We start from the raw sequence: 20,440 nt of genomic DNA on the forward strand, positions 1-20,440 counted from the left end.
CTCAACCGTGAGCCGAGAGACCCACGGAACACCCACCAGCCCTCCGGCAACTACCGGCCACGGACAGCCCAGCGCAGCGCCGAACCCAGGCGAAGCCGACCCCGGACCGGGAAGATCGCTGCCAGTGCAGAGCTGGCAGCGTTCGTCAGGACCCACCTCCTCGAACGCTGGAGCCCACGCCAGATCAGCAACCGGCTCCGTACGGAGTTTTCCGACCGTACCGAGATGCAGGTCGTGCCTGAAACCGTCTACCAGGCGTTATATGGGCGCGGAAACCTCGATCTTGCGGTCAACCCTGCCCTGTCCCCGGGTCCGGACGAACCGGACGCCGACCCCGCAGGAGGAAAGAACACCGCACCAAACGGTTCCCAGATATGGTGATGATCCGCGACCGATCAGCAGAGGTCACCGGGAGACTGGTACCCGGGCATTGGGAAGGCGACCTCATCATCGGGAAGGGAAGCTGCTCAGCGATCGGAACCCTGGTGGAACGCACCACACGATTCACGATCCTCGTGCGCCTAGCCGGCAACAGAGGAGCAGAGAACCTCCGCGATCGGCTGGCCGAGTCGATGAGCGCGCTCCCGGAACATCTACGTAAGTCGCTGACCTGGGATCAGGGCACCGACATGGCCTGCCACCAGGACTTCACCCGCCGGACGCTCATCCCGGTCTACTTCTGCGATCCCGCAAGTCCTTGGCAACGCGGGTCCAACGAGAACACCAACGGAATACTCCGGAGCAACTCGCTAGACTCATCTCACCACCGACAGAATCATGGGCTGTTGCAACGACCGCTGAATTCCGCCGCCGTCACAAGGCCTCAATTTCCGACCGCCACCGACAACACACCAGCCTAGCGTCGAAGGCAGGAGGAGCCGGACGCGAAAGCGGACTGCCGGTGCGGGACTGACGCAGTTCTCGAAAACGCATCGTCTAGAGCGCGGAAGCCCACGCCAGATAGTCACAAACCCTTTCCTCACCCGCGTCAGGCACGAACGCGCCTCCCCCAATCCCAAGAACGAGTTGGGACCTACTCGCCGGTCTTATCTCATCGAAATCTGACCATCGCCTCCGCTACAATTAGTCGGGTTGTCCACCCCAGCTACGTCTTCAGCTTCAAGGACACAACCGCCACAAATTCGGTGGAAACGAGCATCATGACTACCGATCTCGGCATCATGCAACCGTCTTCCAAAATGGAATGGATATAATGAAGGCAGAACCGTTAACTCAGGGACTTCGGGAGGACTGGAGTTCAAAATTTGGTATGCCCCGAATTCATCAGCACTCCGTCCGCCGGACCGAATTCCCAATCGGCGCTTCGGCAATCAGCAAAATACCTGTAATAACCGCTCCCAAATGGAGTAACAGTCACCGGTTTCACCTCGACGTAATGTCAGTACTTAATCCATCAGATGAGTTGGTCGTGACCTTGCATGGAGCAGCCCTACCGACAAAGCGCTCGGCTCAAAGGTTTGAAAGAGTGAAGTCACTAAAACCTGACCATTTGGCTATCCTCGCCTTCTCCGATCCGGGCATGCTTTTAGACGATGAAATACTACTCTCCTGGTATTTGGGTGTGGACGGATGGGATCCGCTTGAGGATATGGCAGCTGTGATCGATAACGCGCGGCACAGCGTAGGTGCTTCCCGGGTGCTGATCGTTGGCGGTTCCGGCGGGGGGTTTGCTGCCCTCCGGCTTGCGACGGTCGTTCCAAACTCGTTCGCCTGGGTCCAGTCACCCCAGATCGAGATTGCCTCCTACATCCCAAGTGTAGTAAAGAAGTATTTTGAAGTGTGTTGGCCGGGGCAGAACTCCGAAGAGATTATGAAAAAGTATCCAGACAGATTTTCGCTGTCGTCGCTCTATCGAAATGAGGACTTTCGCGCCAACTTCTTCTATTTGCAGAACCTGAACGATCCAAGCCACCTCACCAGTCACTATCGGAGCTTTCACGACATATTTTTCGGCCCAAACGCGCGAACTATCCGCTCAGACGAAAATATCGAATTTTTTATTCAAAACTCAGAGAATAAGCGACACGGTCCCCCAACCGGTCCCGAATTCGCTGGTCTACATGACCTCGTACTGAAACAGTTTCGCCGGATGCAGGTTACGTAGCGACAACCGGATCTAACCGAGACCAACCCAACGTACGCCGGAGGGCACCAAATATTTTGGCAACAGCTTCGCTCTAACGATATGAAATTTAGCCCGGATCCTTCATGGCTGTAGGTGGGCGGTTGGTTCTCCACCGGTGTGATTTTGTGGTTTTGGGCTCGTTGGCTGGGTCTGTTGTCGTTCGATTGGCGGGGGTGCGTCTATGGTTTTCGTCAAGCGGCTGTGGCCGGTCGTGGTTCGTAGAAAGTTCCGTCTTTGAGCATGGCGTAGAGGGTGTCGCAGCGGCGGCGGGCGAGTGCAATCAGGGCTTGGTTATGTCTTTTAACCGGCCCGTTTTCGGTCGTAGTAGGCTCTGGATGGTGGGTCCTTGAGCGCCGCGAAGGCGGAAAGGAGCAGGGCTCTTTTGGGGATCTTGTTTCCCTTCCGTGACGGGTGGTCCCCGCGGATGGATGTTCCGGACCGCCAGGTCACGGGGGCCAGGCCGGCGTAGGAAGCCAAATGCCCGGCGGTGGCGAAGTCTTTCCCGACGATCTCGGTGGGGGTTCGCGCTGCGGTCCTGACTCCGACCGCCGGGAGCGATGTCAGGACCGGGTGAAGATGGTGGGCCTCCACGAGGGCTTCGACCTGGGTGAAGACCGTGTCCCGGGATTCGCGGATGTCCGCGAGCATCCTCGCTAACTGGGGTAGCACGATGGTTGCCCCGTTCGTTCGCACGACGGCTACTGTTTGCTGATCCAAGGCGGCGATGATGTCCGCGGCGAGGCGTTCACCCATGCGGGGCGCCTGCTTTATGAGCCGGTTCCCGATCCGGCGTCGACCTGCGTGGCGTAGCGCTTCGGGGCAGGCCAGGTACGCAGCAGATCCAGCACGGCGGGGTGGTCTAAGCGTGGGCCAAGGACTCGTTCCAGAGCCGGATGAATCTGGGTCAGCAAGCCCCGGATCTGGTTCGACGTGGCGGTGGCCTACTTAACGAGGTCGTTGTCGAAGCCGCAAAGCATGGTTAGTTCGGCGAGCTGTTCGTCGGCGACCTGGATTGATCGCAGCGTGTGGGGCATGGACCGGGCGGCTTCGGCGATGATGAACGTATCGCGGGCATCCGTTTTTGCTTCTCCGGGTGCAGGTCAGCGATCCGGCGCGTATTCCCATACTTTGGCGGGAATCCGCAGACTACTTGTGCGTGCTCGGGTGATGATTTTCCGGCAGTGGCGGAGAGCCGGAACCGCCTTCGTTTGATGTCCCAGCCGCAGGCTCATACCTGGGTGAGTATTTGATCCTTTGAGCGCCACTTGATCGTGTGGTTCAGTCCCAGTGTTCGGGCAAGAAGCCGGTGGTGGGGTTGAGCACCACTGGCGCTCCCCGTTCCGGATCACGCGGTGGCCACAACCGTGTGTTTGCGCATGCTGTAGCTGGCCGTCACAACCCAGACAGCGTTGTGGATGATCCGGTCCATGATCACGTCGGCGTGGACGCCGCAGCCGGGACGTTGGTGCCACTCCATTTGCTGATACTTGGAGCAGAAAACGGACGGGGTCTCGCCTCAACGACCTTCCATCAACTCCAGCAGCATGTCCCGCATCAATTCTCTTGCCCTATCCAGCGACCACTCGTCAATCACCTAGAGAGTGAAGGCCGCATAACTCCGCGAGGACTTCACGGGCCTGCCAAGGGGCCCTCTATGGTTTTCGTCAAGCAGCTGTCGGTAGGTTTTCTTGTTCCCGGGTCTTCGTAGAGTGTTTCATCGCGCAGCATGGCGAAGAGGACATCGGAGCGCGGTGATTTGGCTGACAAGGTCATCAACGAAGCCGAATAGCACCCCGAGTTCAGCTAGTGCCTCGTCATCAAGGTCCACGGAACGCAGCGTATGCGGCATGGTGCGGGCCGCTTCAGCACTGATCGCCGCATCGCGGGCGTCAGTCTTCGCTTGACCGGGGTGGAGATCCGCGCACCGGTGCATCGTCAGACCAGGTGAACAGCCCACTTCGGCACCAGCAGATCGGGCCACTGCCACGGGCAGCACACCAATAGTTGCGTGCTGATACACGATAACCATGACACGACCATGGTCGGGGAGCCCCGAGAGGACCTCCCAGATCCTCGTTTCGCCCTGCGGCAAAGCCCGGTCCTTAAGCTTCTTTCTGGCCAGGTTCATTGCCACGGCGTGGTGGCCAGTCTTGCCGACGTCCAGACCGAGATAAACATCGATACTTTCTTGCTCCACGAACATGATCACCCCGTTGACACGCCACGAAACTGAGGTGTCGGCTGGTCGGGCGGAGGGAGCCGCATCCTCGTTACGAAGAACCCGATGATCCTGCCTCTATCAGCGATCGCCCTGCCGTCAAGCTGACCCGGTGGCACCATCCCCCGGATCATGAGTGGCTAGGGGCAAAAACCATGCCGGGGCCGTCCGGCCAACACACCCATAACCTGCGACTGGAGCGGGCTAAGAAAAAGGTAACGGGTCTTGCGCCACCATAGGCTTTCTTAGGTCGAAATCCTGACGTAGTGAGCACGGATTGGGCTCTTGCAGACATGCTTGGCGAACGCCCAGCCCAGATACGACCTTCCTGATCCCGTGATTCCGTGGAGACACCGTTTGGCGCCCGGTCCACGAACGAGCAGGTGCCAAGCTGCCTGGACACTTGCTGGTTCAGGCCACGCTCGTCCAGCAGGTCGATGCGGCGCATGTCCGCATTCGGATAGCGCAGCCTCGCCCACCGGATGAGCCCAGTGATCTTAGAAAAGGAATCAATCGATAGTGGCTCGTCCTGGGGGTCGATCGCGTCCGGTAACTGGTAGGCGTTAACCTCTCGAAGCTTGTGTTCAGGGTCCCCATGGAGGCGGCTCATCGGGGACCTCCGGAGTAGTAGGCGCTGCCCCGAACCTATTCGCCATCATCATTGTCCGGCCTGTCCGGGACGTGCTCAATCTCGTCTTGTCCGGCATCAAGGTTCGACCGCAAATCCGCGTAGCATGGTGAGCGGATCGCACCCCGTAAGGCCAGTCCGCAGACCGCTTCGACCTTGGCCGGGAGAACCGTCGTGAGAGCCGCGAGACTCGGTTCGCTCGAAGAACCGTGAGACTGTCGCATTCGGGGCCACATTCCCCACGACACCGGCACTCGTACTCGGGATGTCCAGATCAGAATCGTGTTCACCGCCTCCGACGCTCATGACCGCCAACAAGCCCAGAATTGCACTGGGCCGACGCCAGGCACCAGAGGAAACGAACTGGCCCAAACGGACCCCGGACCAGTTCCGGAAGCCGACCGCATCGCCAAAGGACGTGGCCACGTTCAAGACTGCATAGGACACCTGCGCTCCGTCGTGTCGACAAAAGGTGGCAGGACGACCTGGGTGATTTTGGACAACATAGGCGTGCTTCTGGCTGGGTCCCCAGGTAGGAGCCAAGAAGGTATGGGCCCAATCAGTAATTCTGGTCAGTGGAAACGTGAGTCAAGAATTTCAATTTCCCAGTCCGAACCATACGCCGCCTAAACGCTCCCTGTGGCATCCATTTTGATGAACCAACGGGGCTAGGCACCGCTACCCCACAATATGTTGACATTGATTTTACGTTCATTCAGAAAGCGGATATTCGACCATCATCGCTCACGCCGTCGTCATTTATATAACCCTCTCAAAACGCAGTTCCCGGCTGGTCAACCATACACCGCGCGTGTCAATTACCTTCTTCCCGACCAAGCTCGAAAGAGAGACCTCTGTGAACTCCGAATGATCGACAAGCAGTACAACCACGTTAGCATCGGCAAGAGCACCGTCCAGCTCTTGATGCCGAATGTTCGGATGAACTCGGAGGACCTGCGGAATATTGTCGATGTGCTTTTCAACCAACCTAATATCCACAGACAAATTATTTTGGGCATAACGTTTCACAATGTCCACCGCCGGAGACTGCCGGAGGTCATCAATGTTTGCCTTATAGGACAAACCCAAAAATGCCACAATAGGATTATCTACTCGCAAAACTGCCTGCGTGACCTCTTCAACTACGTGGAATGGCATTCCATCATTCACTTGTCGGGCAGCCCTCATCAAATTAGTTAAATCCGGCGCGGCATCAATTACAAACCAAGGATCGACGGCAATGCAGTGCCCACCTACACCGGGTCCGGGACTCAAAATGTTAACTCGCGGATGGTGGTTCGCTAGGCTGATTAGTTCCCAGATATCTACTCCGAGTCTCTTACTCACCATCGATAACTCATTCGCGAAAGCGATGTTAACATCACGATAAGAGTTCTCTACCAGTTTCGACATTTCCGCTGTTGTCGCATCCGTCAAATGTATCTCGCCCTTGCAGAAAACCTCATACAAAACTTTGGATTTCTCGGCAGCTTCACGAGTAATCCCGCCGATGATCCGGTCGTTGGTAACCAGTTCGATCATTACCCTTCCCGGGAGCACCCGCTCGGGACAATGCGCCACCAAAATCTGGGGCCGACCGCTTTCACCGTTCAGGCTCAAGTCCGGCCTAAGCGCTATTAGATACTCACCGAGATGGATTGTCGCCCCGGGAGGGGAGGTTGATTCAAGAATTATTAGCTCGCCGCCGGCAAGTTTCGGCGCAATATTACGCGCGGCCGATTCTATATAAGATAAGTCAGCACTTTTATCGTCATTAAAAGGGGTCGGTACAGCAACAATGAACACGTCGGCTGCCGGAGTCTCCGTTGAGGCGGACAAATTGCCTTGTGCTACTGCCCCGCTCACGTGCACTCGGAGGTCAGGCTCGACAAAAGGGACCTCTCCTCGATTGACCGAATCTACTGTCTCCTGATTCACATCAACCCCGACAACTCTTATCCCATTGGTCGCAAGGATCGCGGCAGTCGGCAACCCGATATAACCGAGACCAATAACGGCCACTTTACTGATCATATTCACTAGATCTTCCTTAAACTGTCACGTGTTCGGCAGGTAAACCGAAAAATTTTACATCAGCGGTAGCTAAAAGTATCTCCGACTCGACGTTCCAAGTGTGTCCATGGTTCCGGCGGTGCTGAAAATAATTGAAACGATCCGCAGCATAAACCGATCCACCTTCTTCCACGAGAGACTGCAGAAACCCTGTATCTTCCCCTCGCGATACAGCTTCAAATGGGCGCCCGGTGAATATATCTCTTTTACCCATCAATGTTGGGCCCATAACCATCCGAGTGAACCGATGCTCCTTCTCCGGGAAACGCAGCAAGGTTGCATTGCTCGCTTCTAGATACATGTAGTGAGCTTGTTTCCCTACGATGTCAGATCCAGAATATCCAAGCGCATGGACCAAATCCGACACATATCGAGGCCCGTAGAAATCGTCGTCGTCCATTTTAGTCAGAACTTCACCACTTGACGCAGCAACACAAGCGTTGAGGCATTCACCCAGCGATAAGCTCGAATCTCCTCTAAGCAAAACCACTTGGCCTAAGCCGTACTTCTCACTGAGCTCGTCAATCTTCTTTTTAGAAACATCGAAGCCATGCGTAAGCAGGACCAATTCAAGGTCGATATCGATCTGAGAACCGAGAGTATGGAACACATGTTCAAGTTGGTGAGGTCGAATAGTGGAAACTAATGCTGATACGTTTTGTCTTGACACAGGACAATGCCTGGAAGGGAGAACTGCTTGAACGACATTTTCAGCACGATGGGCATACGTATGTTCAGCCCAGATTTTTCGCTGCGCCTTATGGATCAGCCGATCGGCCAGTTCGGGGTTGCGGACCAAGGCGCGTGACATCTGTTCAGCTTCAGCCCTTGTTTCCACTGTAACCAACTCGTCGGCCTCGAAGAAATGACGAGTTGCCTCGCTCGGCGTGCTCAGGACTGCCGCCCCGGCTGCCGTAATCTCGAATATCCGGCGAGCACACATGCTTGGCGAATCGACGACCGAATTCACATTGAGAAAAACCTTATACGCCTTATAGGCTGTCAGCATCTGAGCATAGTCCAGGGTGCCTACTACACGTTCACTAATGGGATATGGAAATTGGTAGCGATCCTCGCCTCCTAGCTGCCGGGAGTAGATTTCAAGGCCCGTGTCCATCTTTGATGAAGCATCAAGAGCTCCAGTCAGCAGAAAGTCCATTTGTTTTCTGCGCTCAGGGTACTTATCGGCGAAGTACATACCCGCAAAAGCGATATCCCGTTCTCGCCATCCGAAACGCGGCCGAACCGGATTATGAATTGCCGGCTGTGCAGCAAAAGGCAACACATGCACATTCGAATGACCGAGATCTCTCACGTAAGCGGATATCATTCCGGAGTCACTGGTGAAAACCACGTCAAACTCGCGCGCTGCCGCCAAGAAATCCGAATAGTGTGGCGGGTCTTCCTTGTTCCACAGCACTGTTGGGATACTTCTATTGCGACACCACGCCATCAAGTCGAGGAACGGCTCTTTCGGTCCTGACTCACCAGTAATCTGATATCGCCAGTCCCCTTTGTTTCCAGCCCACGCTGATTCCACGAATAAGAAGTCAACGACCGTACTCTTCAGTTGTTCTTTCCAGGTATCCCGACCTAAGGCGAAAGTATTCCACTCGAAACCGAATGCTATTGCCGAAAAATCATCGAGTATGACTGCTACCGTAAGATCCTGTCTCCGCGGGGGTCTCTGTGCCAGTTCTGCTGGCGAGAACTGAAGTCGACGGCTGCTGCCACGACCAGTCCACCCGGCTTGTGCACCGTGCACGTTTTCCAACCGCAACATTCCATGCTCAGACCGCTGGCGGGCTCGAAAAGATCTGAATTGCTTCATCCCGCCCATTCGCACGTGCCATACACCTCGGCGAACACTGTTAATCCAGGACGGTCGCTCGGTCATGCGCTTCTCCTACCAGCCGCACGCTCTAACACCTGGGTTAAGGTTAGGCTGTTTTGTGCCTCAGCCAATATTTTTACAGCAGATTGGTTATTGCCTTTTGCCAGGTGCCTGGCAAAGGAAGCATATGACTGCGTAACCTCCGCCGGCACACCGTCCATAATAAGATCGCCCTTGTCCAGCCAAATAGCTCGCGTACACATCTCCATAATTGTGTCAAGGCTATGGCTGACGAGAAAAACCGTTCCTGCTTTTGACCTCAACTCGTCCATCCGGCGTTTACTGCGGTCACGGAATTGGGCATCGCCTGTATTCAGCGCTTCATCAATGAGGAGAATCTCTGGATCGACACTTGCCGCGATCGCAAATCGCAACCTCGACGACATCCCCGCTGAGTATGACCTCATCGGAAGATGTATTGCTTTATCAAGGCCGGAGAGGTCTAGAATTGATTCGAATTTTTCGTCAATTTCTTTCCGTGTAAGCCCCATAGCCAAGCATCCAAGGACGATATTATGATCCCCTGAGAGCTCGGGTACCAATGCAGCATTAACCCCGAGCATGATCGGCATACTAGAGGCGTAAATCGCCCCGCTCGATGGCTTGCTCCCGCCGCTAATCAGTCGCATTAAGGTGCTTTTCCCGGATCCGTTTCTACCAACGATACCGACGGATTCGCCGCGCTCGACCACCAACGACATCTCATTAAGCGCATCCACAGAAACCATCGGCGTCTGACCAAGCAAACGCCTAATTGCTCGACTTGAACCGGTTTCTCCGCCTTTGGCATGAACCTCGGTCGATGGCACCCGATACTTCATACTTACCTTGTCGATAACTACTGTTGCGCGTTTGCCCCGAACTACTGGACCTGTATTCCTACTCGCGGCCATATGACTCTTCCGCCTTCCAGAAGTAAACAAATCCGATTGCCAATGCGCTGAACGCCCAGGCCGCTAAAATTGCCCACGATTGCCATTCCGGTACCGTGGCATATAGAACGCAATCTCTCACGATATCTAGAATCTGGTAAAGGGGATTTAATTTAATAATATCGAGGACAGTTTGATTTATGTTCAGATTATCAAAAGAAAAGAATACCGCAGAACTATACATCCACACGCGTAAACCGAAGGTTAATAGGTGGGTCACATCATTAACGGTCGAGATTACCCTGGCTAAAATAAGCCCGATTCCCAAGTTGAGGAACGCCTGTAAAAGCAGAGCGGGAAATATCAGAGCCCACAACCAGGTAATCTCCTCCGCAGGTGGAAATATTAGAACTAGCACAAGCATGGTGATGATTACGGGAACTCCCGCCAGTATTTCCCGTATGTTTACCGCCATGGGCAACGTAGCCCGCGGAAAGTTGAAGGCCTGAATAACGGCACGGCTGTTCTGGATCGAGCGTGCACCATTAGTAATCGCCCGCGAGGTAATTTGGAAAAGAAAAACTCCAATGATTAGGTATCCGATGAAATTTTCTATTCCACGACCGGTCTGCAGAAGGATCCCAAAAATTAAGTAGTAAGTTAGTCCGTTCAGCACCGGATTCAAAATCATCCATGCGCTACCCAGTCGGTCCCGCCTATTTCCACTTTGTACTCGGGCCTTTGCATCATAAAATATAAATTGACGATGTTCCCAGATTTGAAGGAGATACTGGAGAAATCCAGGCCGAGCGCCGACCCGGATCATGCCGCGGGTATCAACCGGCAGCGAAATTATGTCTGTCGATTCCGGGGTAACTGGCCCGTGTGACCGAGTTGGTTTTGTCATGAGGATTGCGTCTCCAGAAGGGCATATGCGTTCAGAACCACGCCCGCATTTTTCTTCCATGTCCGGTCCGCTAAGACGCGTTCCCGTCCCGCAGCACCAATCACAGTTGCCAAGGGTGTCGGGTTCAGTCCATCTTCGCGGATAAGAGCGCGTATGCTGCGCGAAAGCGCAAAGGGATCGTCTGTAGCTGTAAGTACTCCGGTCACTAAGTCCTCGACTATCTCTCGCATGGCGGGTAAGTCACTCGCTACCACCGGCCGCGCACATGCCATGGCCTCCACCGGTTTGAGGGGCGTTACTGCCCGGGTGACATCCAAATTCTTTCGCGGGACAACGAAGACATCTATGGCCTGATGATGGAGTCGTGCGTGTTCGCGTAACACCCGCCCGGTAAATGTAACCGAAGCTGCAATGCTCAAATCAACAGACAATTTTCTCAGGCGAGGTAGCGCAACCCCATCCCCCACAATCAGACAACGCAGTCCGGGGTAGGCCGGCACGAGAATCGCAAAGGCGCGCAACAAGTCATCAAGACCTTCATAGTCGACGATGCTGCTCACTGTGCCTATATAGACACCAGCCGCAGGCAGTCCGAGAAGTTCGCGTGCATTGCTCGAGGCCATGGGCTCGTCGAGGTACTCGTCGCCCACAGCATTAGGACACAGCAGAATGCTGCCGGGATCCACTCCTTTGTCCACGATGTCCTGCTTCATAGCCTCGCCTAATGTCACCACCAGGCCGGCACTCTGCATAACCTGCGCTTCACTTTCAGTGAAAAGCTTATAGCGCTCGCTCTGCTTTGCCGCATCCGGCCGGCTCGACGCCCAAGTGTCAGCGAGCTGGCCTCGCACCTCGTAGACCCAGGGAATGCCGAGAACCCGCGCAACTTCGCGGACCACCAACCCGTTAACAAAGTGAGTTGTGGTGTGTAACACCGCAGGGCGAACCCGTAACGCCAGCGCCAGCAGTTGCTCCGCCTGCTGCTGAAGCCTGGCATCAAAACCCTTCGCAAGGCGCCCAGGGAGCAACCGGTGGTAGACGACACCGTCAATGAGATCGACGTCCGCAGCGAACAGTTTTCCCACCTGTACCGGATAGCCGACACGAGTAGCAGCATGAACGTGCCACCCGGCATCGTGCTGTGCTTTCAGGATTGAATGCGAACGTTGGGCGTAGCCGCTACCGGTATGCGGCAAAGAGTTCGTAAGCACGTGCAGCACGGTGCGTGGAAGGGGGGTATACCCATTCACCGGGGTCAGTGTGGGCGTCCACCCCTCGAAGACCCTGCGCTCGGAGGCTAGACGCTCCGCGGCGCTGAATCGATCAGCAGCCTGAAGCGATTCAATCGCACCGCTCATGTCGCCGTCATACCAACGCCGTCGGGCAACTGTTCGACTAACATCCCGGGCACCAGAAACCTGCGCCAGAGTAATGAACTTGTCGGTCAACGCGGTGTATCCAGCCGCCAAAGCAACCTCAGCCAGCAACGCGGGCCGGGACGGCGGCTCACCGGCCTCAAGCGCCGCGGTGAGCACCTGCTCGGTGCGCGCCCTGTCCCCTTGGAGGTAGGACGATATGGCCTGCACCAGAGGACCTCGCCCAACAACCGAGGCCAAACCCGCCCCGCGATCAACGAAGCCGCTGGGCAGTCTCCGCGAAACCTGCAAAAACAGCAGGAAAGGGTCGTCGCCCAGGTGCCGGAATACTGTGACGCCTAACAACCGAGCATTGCGCAGCACCGATAGTGGCTTCACCGGTGGGGACCGCCGGCAATCTCAGCCAACAGGTCGATATAGCTCTGTGCCAACGCCTCTACATCTGCGTTGTTCTCCACCCAGGCACGCCCGGCGCCATTCACCTGAAGCAGCGATCGATCGGCCTGAAGCGACTTCCACATTTCAGCGAGTTCCTCAGGCGAGGATGTAACAACGTGGCCTGATTCCGCGTCTTCAAGAATTTTCCGCGCCTCACCCAGCACAATGCCGGTGATGTGACGACCTAACGACAAAACCTCATAGGTTTTGGAAGGAATGGTGGTCTCAAAGGATTTCCAGTCGTCCCGCAGAGACACGATGCAGCTATCGGTCCGGTCATAAAACCCCATCACTTCAGGCCCATGGACCGGCTGATGAAATTCGACAGGTGCCTTCAACTCCTGTGCCAGATGCATCAGGTCGGCGCGCTGCACTCCGTTGCCCACCATGGTAAGACGCATTTGCTTACCGACAAGGGCTGCCGCCCTGATCGGTACATCCAGTCGTTGGCTTTCTCCATGGTTACCGAGGTAAAGCACTTCAAGCCGGTCTGACTCCATCGGGCGTGGCGGAAGTTTGTCCAGAGTATGAAGATCGACCCCGTTGCTCACAGTTGCGACGTTCTTCAGGCCACGGTCACGCAGAGTGCGAGCGAATCCGTGGGTGACAGTCACCACCAGTTCAGCCCGGTCCTGGATGGCCATAATGATTCGCTCGACTACCCCTTTGGCGCTGCCCTGAACGAGCCGCGCATCCCGAGCGATGTCCGGCCAGGCATCCCGCATATCGACAACGAGCGGTCGTTTCAGGATCCGAGAGACAACATAGCCGGCCCCGAGGATAGGAAGGCTGGGCACAGTGACGACAACGACGTCGGGCCGCTTTGCCATCAATGCGGCTGGCACAGTGCAGGCCGCCGAAAACAAGTGGTTGCCTAACCGGCCCAGGCGAGTGTTGCGATGCCAAAGGAACGGAACCCTACGGATGCGTTCTCCATATTCCCCCAAGGAACAGAGGAATGGCCTTCCTGCGACGCTGCGGGGCAGCGTTCGTCGGCCGTGAGGCGCATGCGCCACGGGAGCAACTACATCGATATCCCATCCCGCAGCGCGGAAGGAACGAATGAACTGTGTCCATCTTCTCTGCGGCGGACTGTGCTCAGGGGCATAAGAATGCGTCAGCAATAAGATACGCAACGTACACCCCCAAAGTGTCTAGGTTGCTTCGTGTCAATAAGGATCAGGATCAGGATCAAGTGTAGACCTCGGGCAACCATTCCCCTGTTCCGGTGTCTTTTCGCATGATATGAGCCTAGGACTGCGTATTAATCATTAGGGCATACCGCATCATAAAGGCGGCCATGGCGTCACGATTGATCGCGGCATAGGGTTTGAAGGTGCTCGTACCGTCAGCCGAGGTCCACCCTCTGCTGATGCCGGTCGAAGCCAGCCAGGAAATCTGTTTGAAGTAGACATTGTCCGTTGGCACGTCTTCAAACGGCGCAGCCGCGGTGTCCTCAAGGGCACCCCGATCGGCAAACCGGTAGAGGAATACAGCCATAGCGTCACGAGCCACCGGGCTCAACGGCCGGAAGATCCGGGAACCATCATCATGGGGCCAACCAGTGCTGATTTTTTCGGCAGCTAGCCAGGCGATCTCTTTGTAGTACACGTTGTCCGTTGGCACATCAGCGAACGGTGAAATTGCCGGTGGCGTGTACTCCGGGGATCCAGCCAGTCGATAGATGAATACAGCCATCGCGTCCCTCGCGATCGGTGTTACCGGTCGAAAGGTTGAAGTCCCGTCGCGCCCGGTCCAGCCTGTGCTGATGCCAGTCGACGCTAACCACGAGATCTCCTTGGAGAACTGCAACGTCGGCGGAACATCATTAAAAGACCGCGCAGGGAATGCGGTGGTGCTCGGCGCGACAACCGATGCGCCGGCTTCGACAGTCACTATCTGAGCCGAAGTTTTGAGGACCTTGCCGGGAACCCACTGAGACGCACCCGTAACCGTTGACTCATCAGGTCGAGGATCATCAAGGTAGAGCCGGTAGGCACCAGGTTCAAGCGCTTCAAAGGTGTAAGTACCGTCAACCACCAGTTGCGACTCCACCGCAAGGGGCGTATCAGCGCAGGGGCCTTCGGTGGGAGGCGGCACGATAGGTTGCAGCTGCCCACTGGACGGCGAGACACCAGGCTCCGAGTTCGTAACAGGAGCGGGAAGCGCATAAACACAGAGCTGATCGTCCGAACCCAAACCAAGCACCGTGCCGGTGACCTGACCAAAATCGTCAGCTGCAGAAACCGGAGAAACCCCCACACCCATCATCAGGCTTGAGACAACGAGGCCCGAGAAAACAGCTGTGGTCCGCCGATTGGCGCTTCGTTGAATCGATGACTGATTGCCTGGACGCGCCGATTCGGCACTGGTCATACTGTCTCCCCTACAGATACGAATGATCGATTCATCGTATGGGTGAGATCCCGGCTAAATGGGACGTAAGGGGCTATTGAGGCGAAGCGTAATCAAAACGTCACTCGCGAAACGGGCTATTTTCCCGGTTTTGGACCAGCGGTATTCCCGCCCCGAAGCTTCGCGTAATAGAGGACACCCAGGCCAACAAGACCGATGATTACCAGGCCCCTGGTGATCGGGCTGGAGCCAATTGAGGCCTCCTCAGACGCGGCGCTGGCATCGACAACGGCTGCCTCACTTGGGGAAGGCGAGGGCGACGGCGTTGCTGAGCGGGTCGGCGATGGTGTCGGTTCAGGGGACTCAGACTCTTCAGGCTCAGCCGACTCGGATTCCTCTGGTGACGGCGTCTCTTCCGGTTCCTCGGTCTCCTCATTCAGGTCCACCACAGCACCGGTCTCCGCAATCCAACGGAAATCCGTATAGAAGAAGTTCGATCGATCGATGAGATTGCCGGTGCCCGGTTCGATCAGATAACCCGTGGGTGGATGGATCAGGTAACCAGTGGTTGGGTCGATCGTGAAGCCGGTGGCTGGATCAGTCGCCGGAGGCGGGGGTTCAGGCGCTGGCTCCGGTTCTGGCTCAGGCTCTGGTGCTGGGGCTGGCGCTGGGGCCGGAGCCGGGGCTGGCGCCGGAGGATTAGTTGTAGGCGCAGGGGCCGGCTCGGCCGTCGGCACCGGCAACGGCGGCTCTTCCGTGGCGTGGACCGCGCCCACACCCGCTCCAACAGTGAGCGAGGCCGCGGCTAGACCGGCGAGAGCCCGGCGCATCAATAATCCCATGGGTCCTAATTCTACGATGCAGCGGTCTGAAGATAGTCACCCAGGGTGTCGTTGTCCAGCGCTTCGGCAATGTCCGCGATTGCGGCGTCGTCCTTCAGAATAATCGACTGACCATCCGCGGAGGTGCCGATTCCCAGGTTCGGCAACGTGAAGAATTGCACATCATCGCCACGAATATTCCGCAACGAGAGCGCCAATCCGCCGGCGGTCGACGCGTCCAGACCCTCGTCAACACTCAGGTATGGGGATGCCTGAGCGACAATTTCGTTGATCTTGAGCGGATTGGTGAGTGTTTCCGCGGTCAGAAACTTGGACATGATCGCCTTAATGAACAACTGCTGGTTCTTCACCCGTTGGTAGTCGCCGTCAGTGAAGGCGTACCGCTCACGGACAAACTTCAACGCCGACTCGCCCCGCAGATTGATCTCGCCCTGGTCGAAGAATTCGCCGTCGGCACCGCGTGACTGGAACGCGATCTCATTATTGACCGTGACCCCGCCCAACGCGTTAGTTAGCCCGGTGAACCCCTCGAAATCAATGATCGCGACGTGGTCGATGGGCGCATCGAACATGCCCTCAAGCGTCTGCACCAGCAGCGGCACTCCCCCAAATGCTGTGGCCGCATTGATCTTGTGCTCGCCATAGCCGGGAACGTCAATCCAGGTATCGCGCATGATCGACATGACGTACACACCCTCGCGGTTGGCGGGAATGTGCATCAGCATCATGGTGTCCGAGCGGCCTGCATTCGGCACGCCGGGCAGGTTTTCGGTTTCGCCGCTGCCGCCGTTCTCGTCACTGCCGAGCAGGAGGATATTGCGGGCCTCCTCTGCGACCGGAGACCGGGTGGGGCGGTCGGTGGTTTCGGGGAAGACTTCCTCGATGGTCTCGGTCTGCGTGTTGTACGTATTCGCGAGGTTGAATAAATACCCGCCGGCAACGAGGCCGGCCACCAGCACCAAGGCGAGCGCCGCGATGAGCACAATGCGTACCGGACGCTTCTTGCGAGCGCTCCGCTCGACGGGTTCTTCAAGATAGTTTGACACGACTGGTTTCCCCTGACATGAGACAGCTCCCCATCCTAACCATCAACCGTGGGAAGAAGCTGGGAGGCGCAACCAGCAGGATCGGCCGGCGGTGTCGTGACTACTAAACTGGCACCATGCGTGCCTCCCGTCTCTCAGCCCCGCTCGCCGTCGTCGCCCTTGGCCTGACGGCGTGTTCGCCGATCGTTGGGGTGGAGGCAGCCGCCGACGCCGCCAACCCCGAGTGCGCGTCGGTCATGGTGTCGCTGCCTGACCTCGTTGCCGAGAACGAGCTGCGCGAAACCAACAGCCAGGCGACCGCGGCGTGGGGCGACCCCTCGCAGGTGGTCCTCCGGTGCGGCGTCGCCGTGCCCGGCCCAACCACCGATGCCTGCGCGTCAGTGAACGGCGTCGACTGGATCATCCAGGAAGAGGAAGAGGTCTGGCGAGCCACCACCTACGGCCGCGACCCGGCGGTGGAAGTGCTGTTCGACCCGAACGAAATGCCGTCGAGCACCATCCTGGTTGACCTCGGTACGGCCGTCTCGGTGGTCGAGCAGGATTCCGAATGTCTCAGCGTCGACGACGAACTGGAACTACCCGAAGGCTCATGATGGATCACGCCGCCCCCACTCCCCTGTCCGGACGCCAGCTGCACCTGACCCACGGTGAGTACAGCGCCGTCGTCGCCAGTGTGGGAGCGTCGCTGCGTGAACTGCGGTTCGGCGGACGCGACCTGATCCGCTCCTACGACGCCGACGAGATCCGCCCCAACTACCGCGGCGCAATCCTGGCCCCGTGGCCCAACCGGGTGGTCGACGGTACCTACACGTTGGACGGCGCCACCCACCGGCTCAGCCTCACCGAACCCGAGCGTAGTCATGCCCTGCACGGGCTCCTCGCCTGGGAGGACTGGGAGACTGCCGACCAGAGCGACTCCTCCGTCCGGCTCCGCGCGACAGTGGTGCCGCAGGAGGGCTACCCCTTCCGGCTTACCCTTGAGACCACGTACACGCTCGACGACGGCGGCCTCACCACCACGGTGACCGCCACGAACACCGGGCCCGACGCCGCCCCCTACGGTGTGGCACCCCACCCCTATCTGGTGGCCGGCGACGGACTGGTGGATGAATGGACCCTGGCCATTCCCGCCGACACCGTCCTGGAAGTAACTGAGGACCGGCTCATCCCCACCGCTCTGGCTGCCGTGTCCGGCGACTTCGACTTCCGTACGCCGCGGCGGATCAACGACACGTTCCTTGACCATGCCTTCACCGGGGTCCAGTACGACGACGGCGCCGCCACGGTTTCCGTGACCGGTCCGGATGGGCACGGCGCAGCGGTCTCGTTTGGTAGCGGCTGCCCCTGGGTGCAGGTCCATACCGGTGACCTGCCCAAGGATCCGGCTGGCAGCAGGCGGGGACTCGCCGTCGAACCGATGACGTGCCCGCCGGATGCGTTCAACTCGGGAACCGACCTGGTGACGCTTCAGCCCGGTGCTGATCACACGGTGAGCTGGCGGATTCACTCAATCTAGGGGTCTTTGCTTGCTGGTTCTGGCGTTGAGATGAGGCCTGGGCCAGGGGTCAGGGGTCAGGGACGCGTGACGGGCCGGGCAGCTGACCGCTCGAGGGCCACCACGTCCCGGCCAAAGGACACCCCCAGCAACAGCAGCGAAGCGGCCGCCACCGGGACCGCGAGCGCGATGGGAGTCACCGGGACCAGGATGATTACCAGCACCACACCCTGGGTGGCGGCGACGACCCGCCGGAAGCTGCTGAACTCCAGTTCGCTTCTGAGCGCGGGGCGTACCCAGGACGCCGCGACATAGAGGTACCTCATCAGCCCAATCAGCAACGCCCACCAGCCGACGGTCAGTGCCACCGGGATCGACAGCACCAGCAGCAGGTTCGCGTCGGTTTCCATGTCCAGGCGAGCGCCAGCCTTGGTGGCTGTGCCGGTGCGCCGGGCCACGGCTCCATCTACGGCGTCCAGCAGCACAGCGGTCGCCGCCAACAGCACCAGCCACCAGGACCTGGTGGGCACAGTCCCCCACAACGACAGCACCACGATGGTTGCGCACCCGCCCGCGAGCACCGCGCGGAACAGAGTGACCCGGTCGGCCGGGCCGGAATAGGACGGCCGACGGCGCACCACGCTGAGCGCCGCTACGGTCACCAGCGTGAGACCGGCAACAACCGCCGCGAGGTTGGTGACGTTGTGGGAATCGTTCAGGGCCAGCAGCGTGATGCCGACGCCAATCGATCCCACGACAGCGCCTGACGCATCGAACAGGGCACGCCTGCTGACTTGAGCCACTGGCCTACCTGCCGGAACTAGACGAGCGAGTTCAATTTGTCGCGCAACCCGTTCAACGCCGGGTCCCGCAGCGTGTTGAAAGCCGGCTTCAGGAAAGGCTGGGCAATCCGCCGGAATCCGTTGAGCTGAAACTCGGCCGTGTACGTGACATGACTGCCCGAACCGGAGGGGACGACGTCGATCGAGTCGAACGAGACCAGCGTCTTGTTTTCGCCGCGCAGCTTGATGTGGCCTTCGCGCAGTTCGGTCACCTCATACCCGATGGGCTGGCGCTTGCCCCGGAATTCAGCTTCTGCATGGTACCGGTGGCCCACGGCTACCGGGCCGATGGAGCGCTTCTCCACCACTGGCGTGCCCGGATCCCACTCGCTGGTGTTCTCGAACTCTTTCAGGAAGGCGAAAGCCCGTGCGGGTGAGAGGGGCGTGCTGATGGTTCCCTTGACAGTAATCATCTGCCCAGTCTACTGATGAGCTGTGCCAACAAGCTGGGGTGCGTCCGCCAGGCTGCAGGGCATAATCGAGTTATGTCTTGCACCTCCTCCGAGCACAGCCAGTCGTACTGGACCACCCGGCCCGGACACGGCGAACTCCGCACCGCTCCCCTGCCCAAACGGGAGACCGAGCAGGCACTGGTTCGCACCCTCTATTCCGGGATCAGCCGAGGCACCGAGACGCTGGTCCACGACGGCCGCATCCCTCCCGAGGTGGCAGCCCTCATGGAGGCCCCCTTCCAGGAGGGCACCTTCGGAGGCCCGGTGAAGTATGGGTACCTCTCGGTCGGCGTCGTCGAGGAAGGACCCGACTCGCTGGTGGGCCAGCGGGTGTTCTGCCTCTACCCGCACCAGGACCGCTATGTGGTCCCGGTGTCCGCTCTGACGGTGATTCCCGACGACGTCCCCAGCGAGCGCGCCGTGCTGGCGGGCGCCGTCGAGACCGCGGTCAACGCCCTGTGGGATGCACGGCCCTGCATGGGCGACCGGATCGCCGTCGTCGGCGGTGGCATGATCGGCGCCGCACTCGCGACGCTGCTGCGCCGGTTCCCGCTGGGACGCCTCCAACTGGTGGACCCGGATCCCTCCCGCGCCACGCTCGCAACGGAGCTGGGCGTGGACTGGGTGCATCCCGACGACGCGGCCGGCAACTGCGACATTGTGTTCCACTGCTCCTCCACAGCAGCCGGCCTGTCCCTGGGGCTGGGCCTGCTCGGCGACGAGGGTGAAGTGATCGAAATGTCCTGGTACGGCACCCGCTCCCCTGAGGTGCCGCTGGGAGCCGACTTCCACGCGCGTCGGCTGAGCATCAGGGCAAGCCAGGTGGGGACCATCGCCGCCCCGCGTCGCGCCCGCC

18 protein-coding genes and 1 pseudogene are annotated in these 20,440 nt (G+C 58.4%); 5 read left to right on the forward strand and 14 right to left on the reverse strand.

Annotation, left to right across the window (positions count from 1 at the left end; translation table 11 throughout):
• Positions 1-380 precede the first annotated feature (380 nt).
• Together B384_RS20595 and B384_RS0109975 are read left to right on the forward strand one after the other, a co-directional pair.
• Positions 381-860, forward strand: coding sequence for an IS30 family transposase (locus B384_RS20595; protein ID WP_237715281.1), 480 nt, complete (start codon positions 381-383; stop codon positions 858-860).
• 353 nt (positions 861-1,213) lie between these two features.
• A complete protein-coding gene (locus B384_RS0109975) occupies positions 1,214-2,125 on the forward strand; it encodes an alpha/beta hydrolase family protein (RefSeq protein ID WP_156809048.1) in 912 nt (303 codons plus the stop codon).
• A 212-nt stretch (positions 2,126-2,337) separates the two neighbouring features.
• Here the strand turns inward: B384_RS0109975 and B384_RS18510 are convergent.
• From B384_RS18510 to B384_RS0110045, 12 genes and pseudogenes are all read right to left on the reverse strand, one after another.
• Positions 2,338-3,260 (reverse strand): annotated as a pseudogene (locus tag B384_RS18510) (IS110 family transposase); the annotation flags it as partial.
• Positions 3,261-3,491: 231 nt separating this feature from the next.
• Complete coding sequence (locus B384_RS21115; RefSeq protein WP_019482975.1) at positions 3,492-3,623, reverse strand: hypothetical protein; 132 nt, start codon at positions 3,621-3,623, stop codon at positions 3,492-3,494.
• A 237-nt stretch (positions 3,624-3,860) separates the two neighbouring features.
• Positions 3,861-4,349, reverse strand: a complete 489-nt coding sequence (locus tag B384_RS0109990; protein WP_050994944.1) for an IS110 family transposase — start codon at positions 4,347-4,349, stop codon at positions 3,861-3,863.
• A 1,402-nt stretch (positions 4,350-5,751) separates the two neighbouring features.
• The gene (gene wecC / locus B384_RS0110005) at positions 5,752-7,026 is read right to left on the reverse strand and encodes a UDP-N-acetyl-D-mannosamine dehydrogenase (protein WP_019482979.1); all 1,275 of its coding nucleotides are present in this window, start codon (positions 7,024-7,026) and stop codon (positions 5,752-5,754) included.
• Between the two features lie 16 nt (positions 7,027-7,042).
• Complete coding sequence (locus B384_RS0110010) at positions 7,043-8,962, reverse strand: glycosyltransferase family protein (protein WP_026041097.1); 1,920 nt, start codon at positions 8,960-8,962, stop codon at positions 7,043-7,045.
• Entirely contained in the window at positions 8,959-9,780 is an 822-nt protein-coding gene (locus tag B384_RS0110015; RefSeq protein ID WP_156809049.1) for an ABC transporter ATP-binding protein, read from the reverse strand. Before B384_RS0110015 ends, B384_RS0110010 begins: the two co-directional genes overlap by 4 nt.
• Before the next feature lie 58 nt (positions 9,781-9,838).
• Positions 9,839-10,738, reverse strand: a complete 900-nt coding sequence (locus tag B384_RS18525; RefSeq protein ID WP_050994942.1) for an ABC transporter permease — start codon at positions 10,736-10,738, stop codon at positions 9,839-9,841.
• Positions 10,735-12,477, reverse strand: coding sequence for a glycosyltransferase family 4 protein (locus tag B384_RS0110025; RefSeq protein ID WP_019482983.1), 1,743 nt, complete (start codon positions 12,475-12,477; stop codon positions 10,735-10,737). The genes B384_RS18525 and B384_RS0110025 overlap by 4 nt, the downstream gene beginning before the upstream one ends.
• A gap of 11 nt (positions 12,478-12,488) precedes the next feature.
• Positions 12,489-13,688 (reverse strand): glycosyltransferase, encoded by a 1,200-nt coding sequence (locus tag B384_RS0110030; protein ID WP_026041099.1) that lies wholly within the window; start codon positions 13,686-13,688, stop codon positions 12,489-12,491.
• Between the two features lie 115 nt (positions 13,689-13,803).
• Positions 13,804-14,928: an S-layer homology domain-containing protein gene (locus B384_RS19715; protein WP_019482985.1), complete on the reverse strand. Its 1,125-nt coding sequence runs from the start codon at positions 14,926-14,928 to the stop codon at positions 13,804-13,806.
• Between the two features lie 116 nt (positions 14,929-15,044).
• Positions 15,045-15,749, reverse strand: a complete 705-nt coding sequence (locus B384_RS20600) for a hypothetical protein (protein WP_156809051.1) — start codon at positions 15,747-15,749, stop codon at positions 15,045-15,047.
• Between the two features lie 11 nt (positions 15,750-15,760).
• Positions 15,761-16,795, reverse strand: coding sequence for an LCP family protein (locus B384_RS0110045; RefSeq protein WP_019482987.1), 1,035 nt, complete (start codon positions 16,793-16,795; stop codon positions 15,761-15,763).
• A 116-nt stretch (positions 16,796-16,911) separates the two neighbouring features.
• On the opposite strand from B384_RS0110045, the gene B384_RS0110050 reads away from it, so the two are divergent.
• Together B384_RS0110050 and B384_RS0110055 are read left to right on the forward strand one after the other, a co-directional pair.
• Positions 16,912-17,388 carry a DUF3515 family protein gene (locus B384_RS0110050; protein WP_019482988.1) on the forward strand — a complete coding sequence of 159 codons (477 nt, stop codon included), beginning with the start codon at positions 16,912-16,914 and terminating at the stop codon, positions 17,386-17,388.
• On the forward strand, positions 17,388-18,311 hold the full coding sequence (locus tag B384_RS0110055) for an aldose 1-epimerase family protein (RefSeq protein ID WP_019482989.1): 924 nt from the start codon (positions 17,388-17,390) through the stop codon (positions 18,309-18,311). The genes B384_RS0110050 and B384_RS0110055 overlap by 1 nt, the downstream gene beginning before the upstream one ends.
• 56 nt (positions 18,312-18,367) lie before the next feature.
• On the opposite strand, the gene B384_RS0110060 is transcribed toward B384_RS0110055, so the two are convergent.
• Both B384_RS0110060 and B384_RS0110065 read right to left on the reverse strand, forming a co-directional pair.
• Complete coding sequence (locus tag B384_RS0110060) at positions 18,368-19,093, reverse strand: CDP-alcohol phosphatidyltransferase family protein (RefSeq protein WP_019482990.1); 726 nt, start codon at positions 19,091-19,093, stop codon at positions 18,368-18,370.
• A 17-nt stretch (positions 19,094-19,110) separates the two neighbouring features.
• Positions 19,111-19,545: an SRPBCC family protein gene (locus tag B384_RS0110065; RefSeq protein ID WP_019482991.1), complete on the reverse strand. Its 435-nt coding sequence runs from the start codon at positions 19,543-19,545 to the stop codon at positions 19,111-19,113.
• Positions 19,546-19,617: 72 nt separating this feature from the next.
• Between B384_RS0110065 and B384_RS0110070 the strand changes: the two genes are divergently transcribed.
• A partial coding sequence (locus tag B384_RS0110070; protein WP_019482992.1) for a zinc-dependent alcohol dehydrogenase occupies positions 19,618-20,440 on the forward strand: 823 nt, incomplete at its 3' end.

This window comes from Arthrobacter sp. TB 23 (assembly GCF_000294595.1).
In the GTDB taxonomy this organism is placed as follows: domain Bacteria; phylum Actinomycetota; class Actinomycetes; order Actinomycetales; family Micrococcaceae; genus Arthrobacter_D.

Coding starts and splice junctions, on each gene's coding strand:
- B384_RS20595 (WP_237715281.1), top strand. CDS start 381: ATGATCCGCGACCGATCAGCAGAGGTCACCGGGAGACTGGTACCCGGG.
- B384_RS0109975 (WP_156809048.1), top strand. CDS start 1,214: ATGAAGGCAGAACCGTTAACTCAGGGACTTCGGGAGGACTGGAGTTCA.
- B384_RS21115 (WP_019482975.1), bottom strand. CDS start 3,623: ATGGAGTGGCACCAACGTCCCGGCTGCGGCGTCCACGCCGACGTGATC.
- B384_RS0109990 (WP_050994944.1), bottom strand. CDS start 4,349: ATGTTCGTGGAGCAAGAAAGTATCGATGTTTATCTCGGTCTGGACGTC.
- wecC (WP_019482979.1), bottom strand. CDS start 7,026: ATGATCAGTAAAGTGGCCGTTATTGGTCTCGGTTATATCGGGTTGCCG.
- B384_RS0110010 (WP_026041097.1), bottom strand. CDS start 8,962: ATGACCGAGCGACCGTCCTGGATTAACAGTGTTCGCCGAGGTGTATGG.
- B384_RS0110015 (WP_156809049.1), bottom strand. CDS start 9,780: ATGAAGTATCGGGTGCCATCGACCGAGGTTCATGCCAAAGGCGGAGAA.
- B384_RS18525 (WP_050994942.1), bottom strand. CDS start 10,738: ATGACAAAACCAACTCGGTCACACGGGCCAGTTACCCCGGAATCGACA.
- B384_RS19715 (WP_019482985.1), bottom strand. CDS start 14,928: ATGACCAGTGCCGAATCGGCGCGTCCAGGCAATCAGTCATCGATTCAA.
- B384_RS20600 (WP_156809051.1), bottom strand. CDS start 15,749: ATGGGATTATTGATGCGCCGGGCTCTCGCCGGTCTAGCCGCGGCCTCG.
- B384_RS0110050 (WP_019482988.1), top strand. CDS start 16,912: ATGCGTGCCTCCCGTCTCTCAGCCCCGCTCGCCGTCGTCGCCCTTGGC.
- B384_RS0110055 (WP_019482989.1), top strand. CDS start 17,388: ATGGATCACGCCGCCCCCACTCCCCTGTCCGGACGCCAGCTGCACCTG.
- B384_RS0110065 (WP_019482991.1), bottom strand. CDS start 19,545: ATGATTACTGTCAAGGGAACCATCAGCACGCCCCTCTCACCCGCACGG.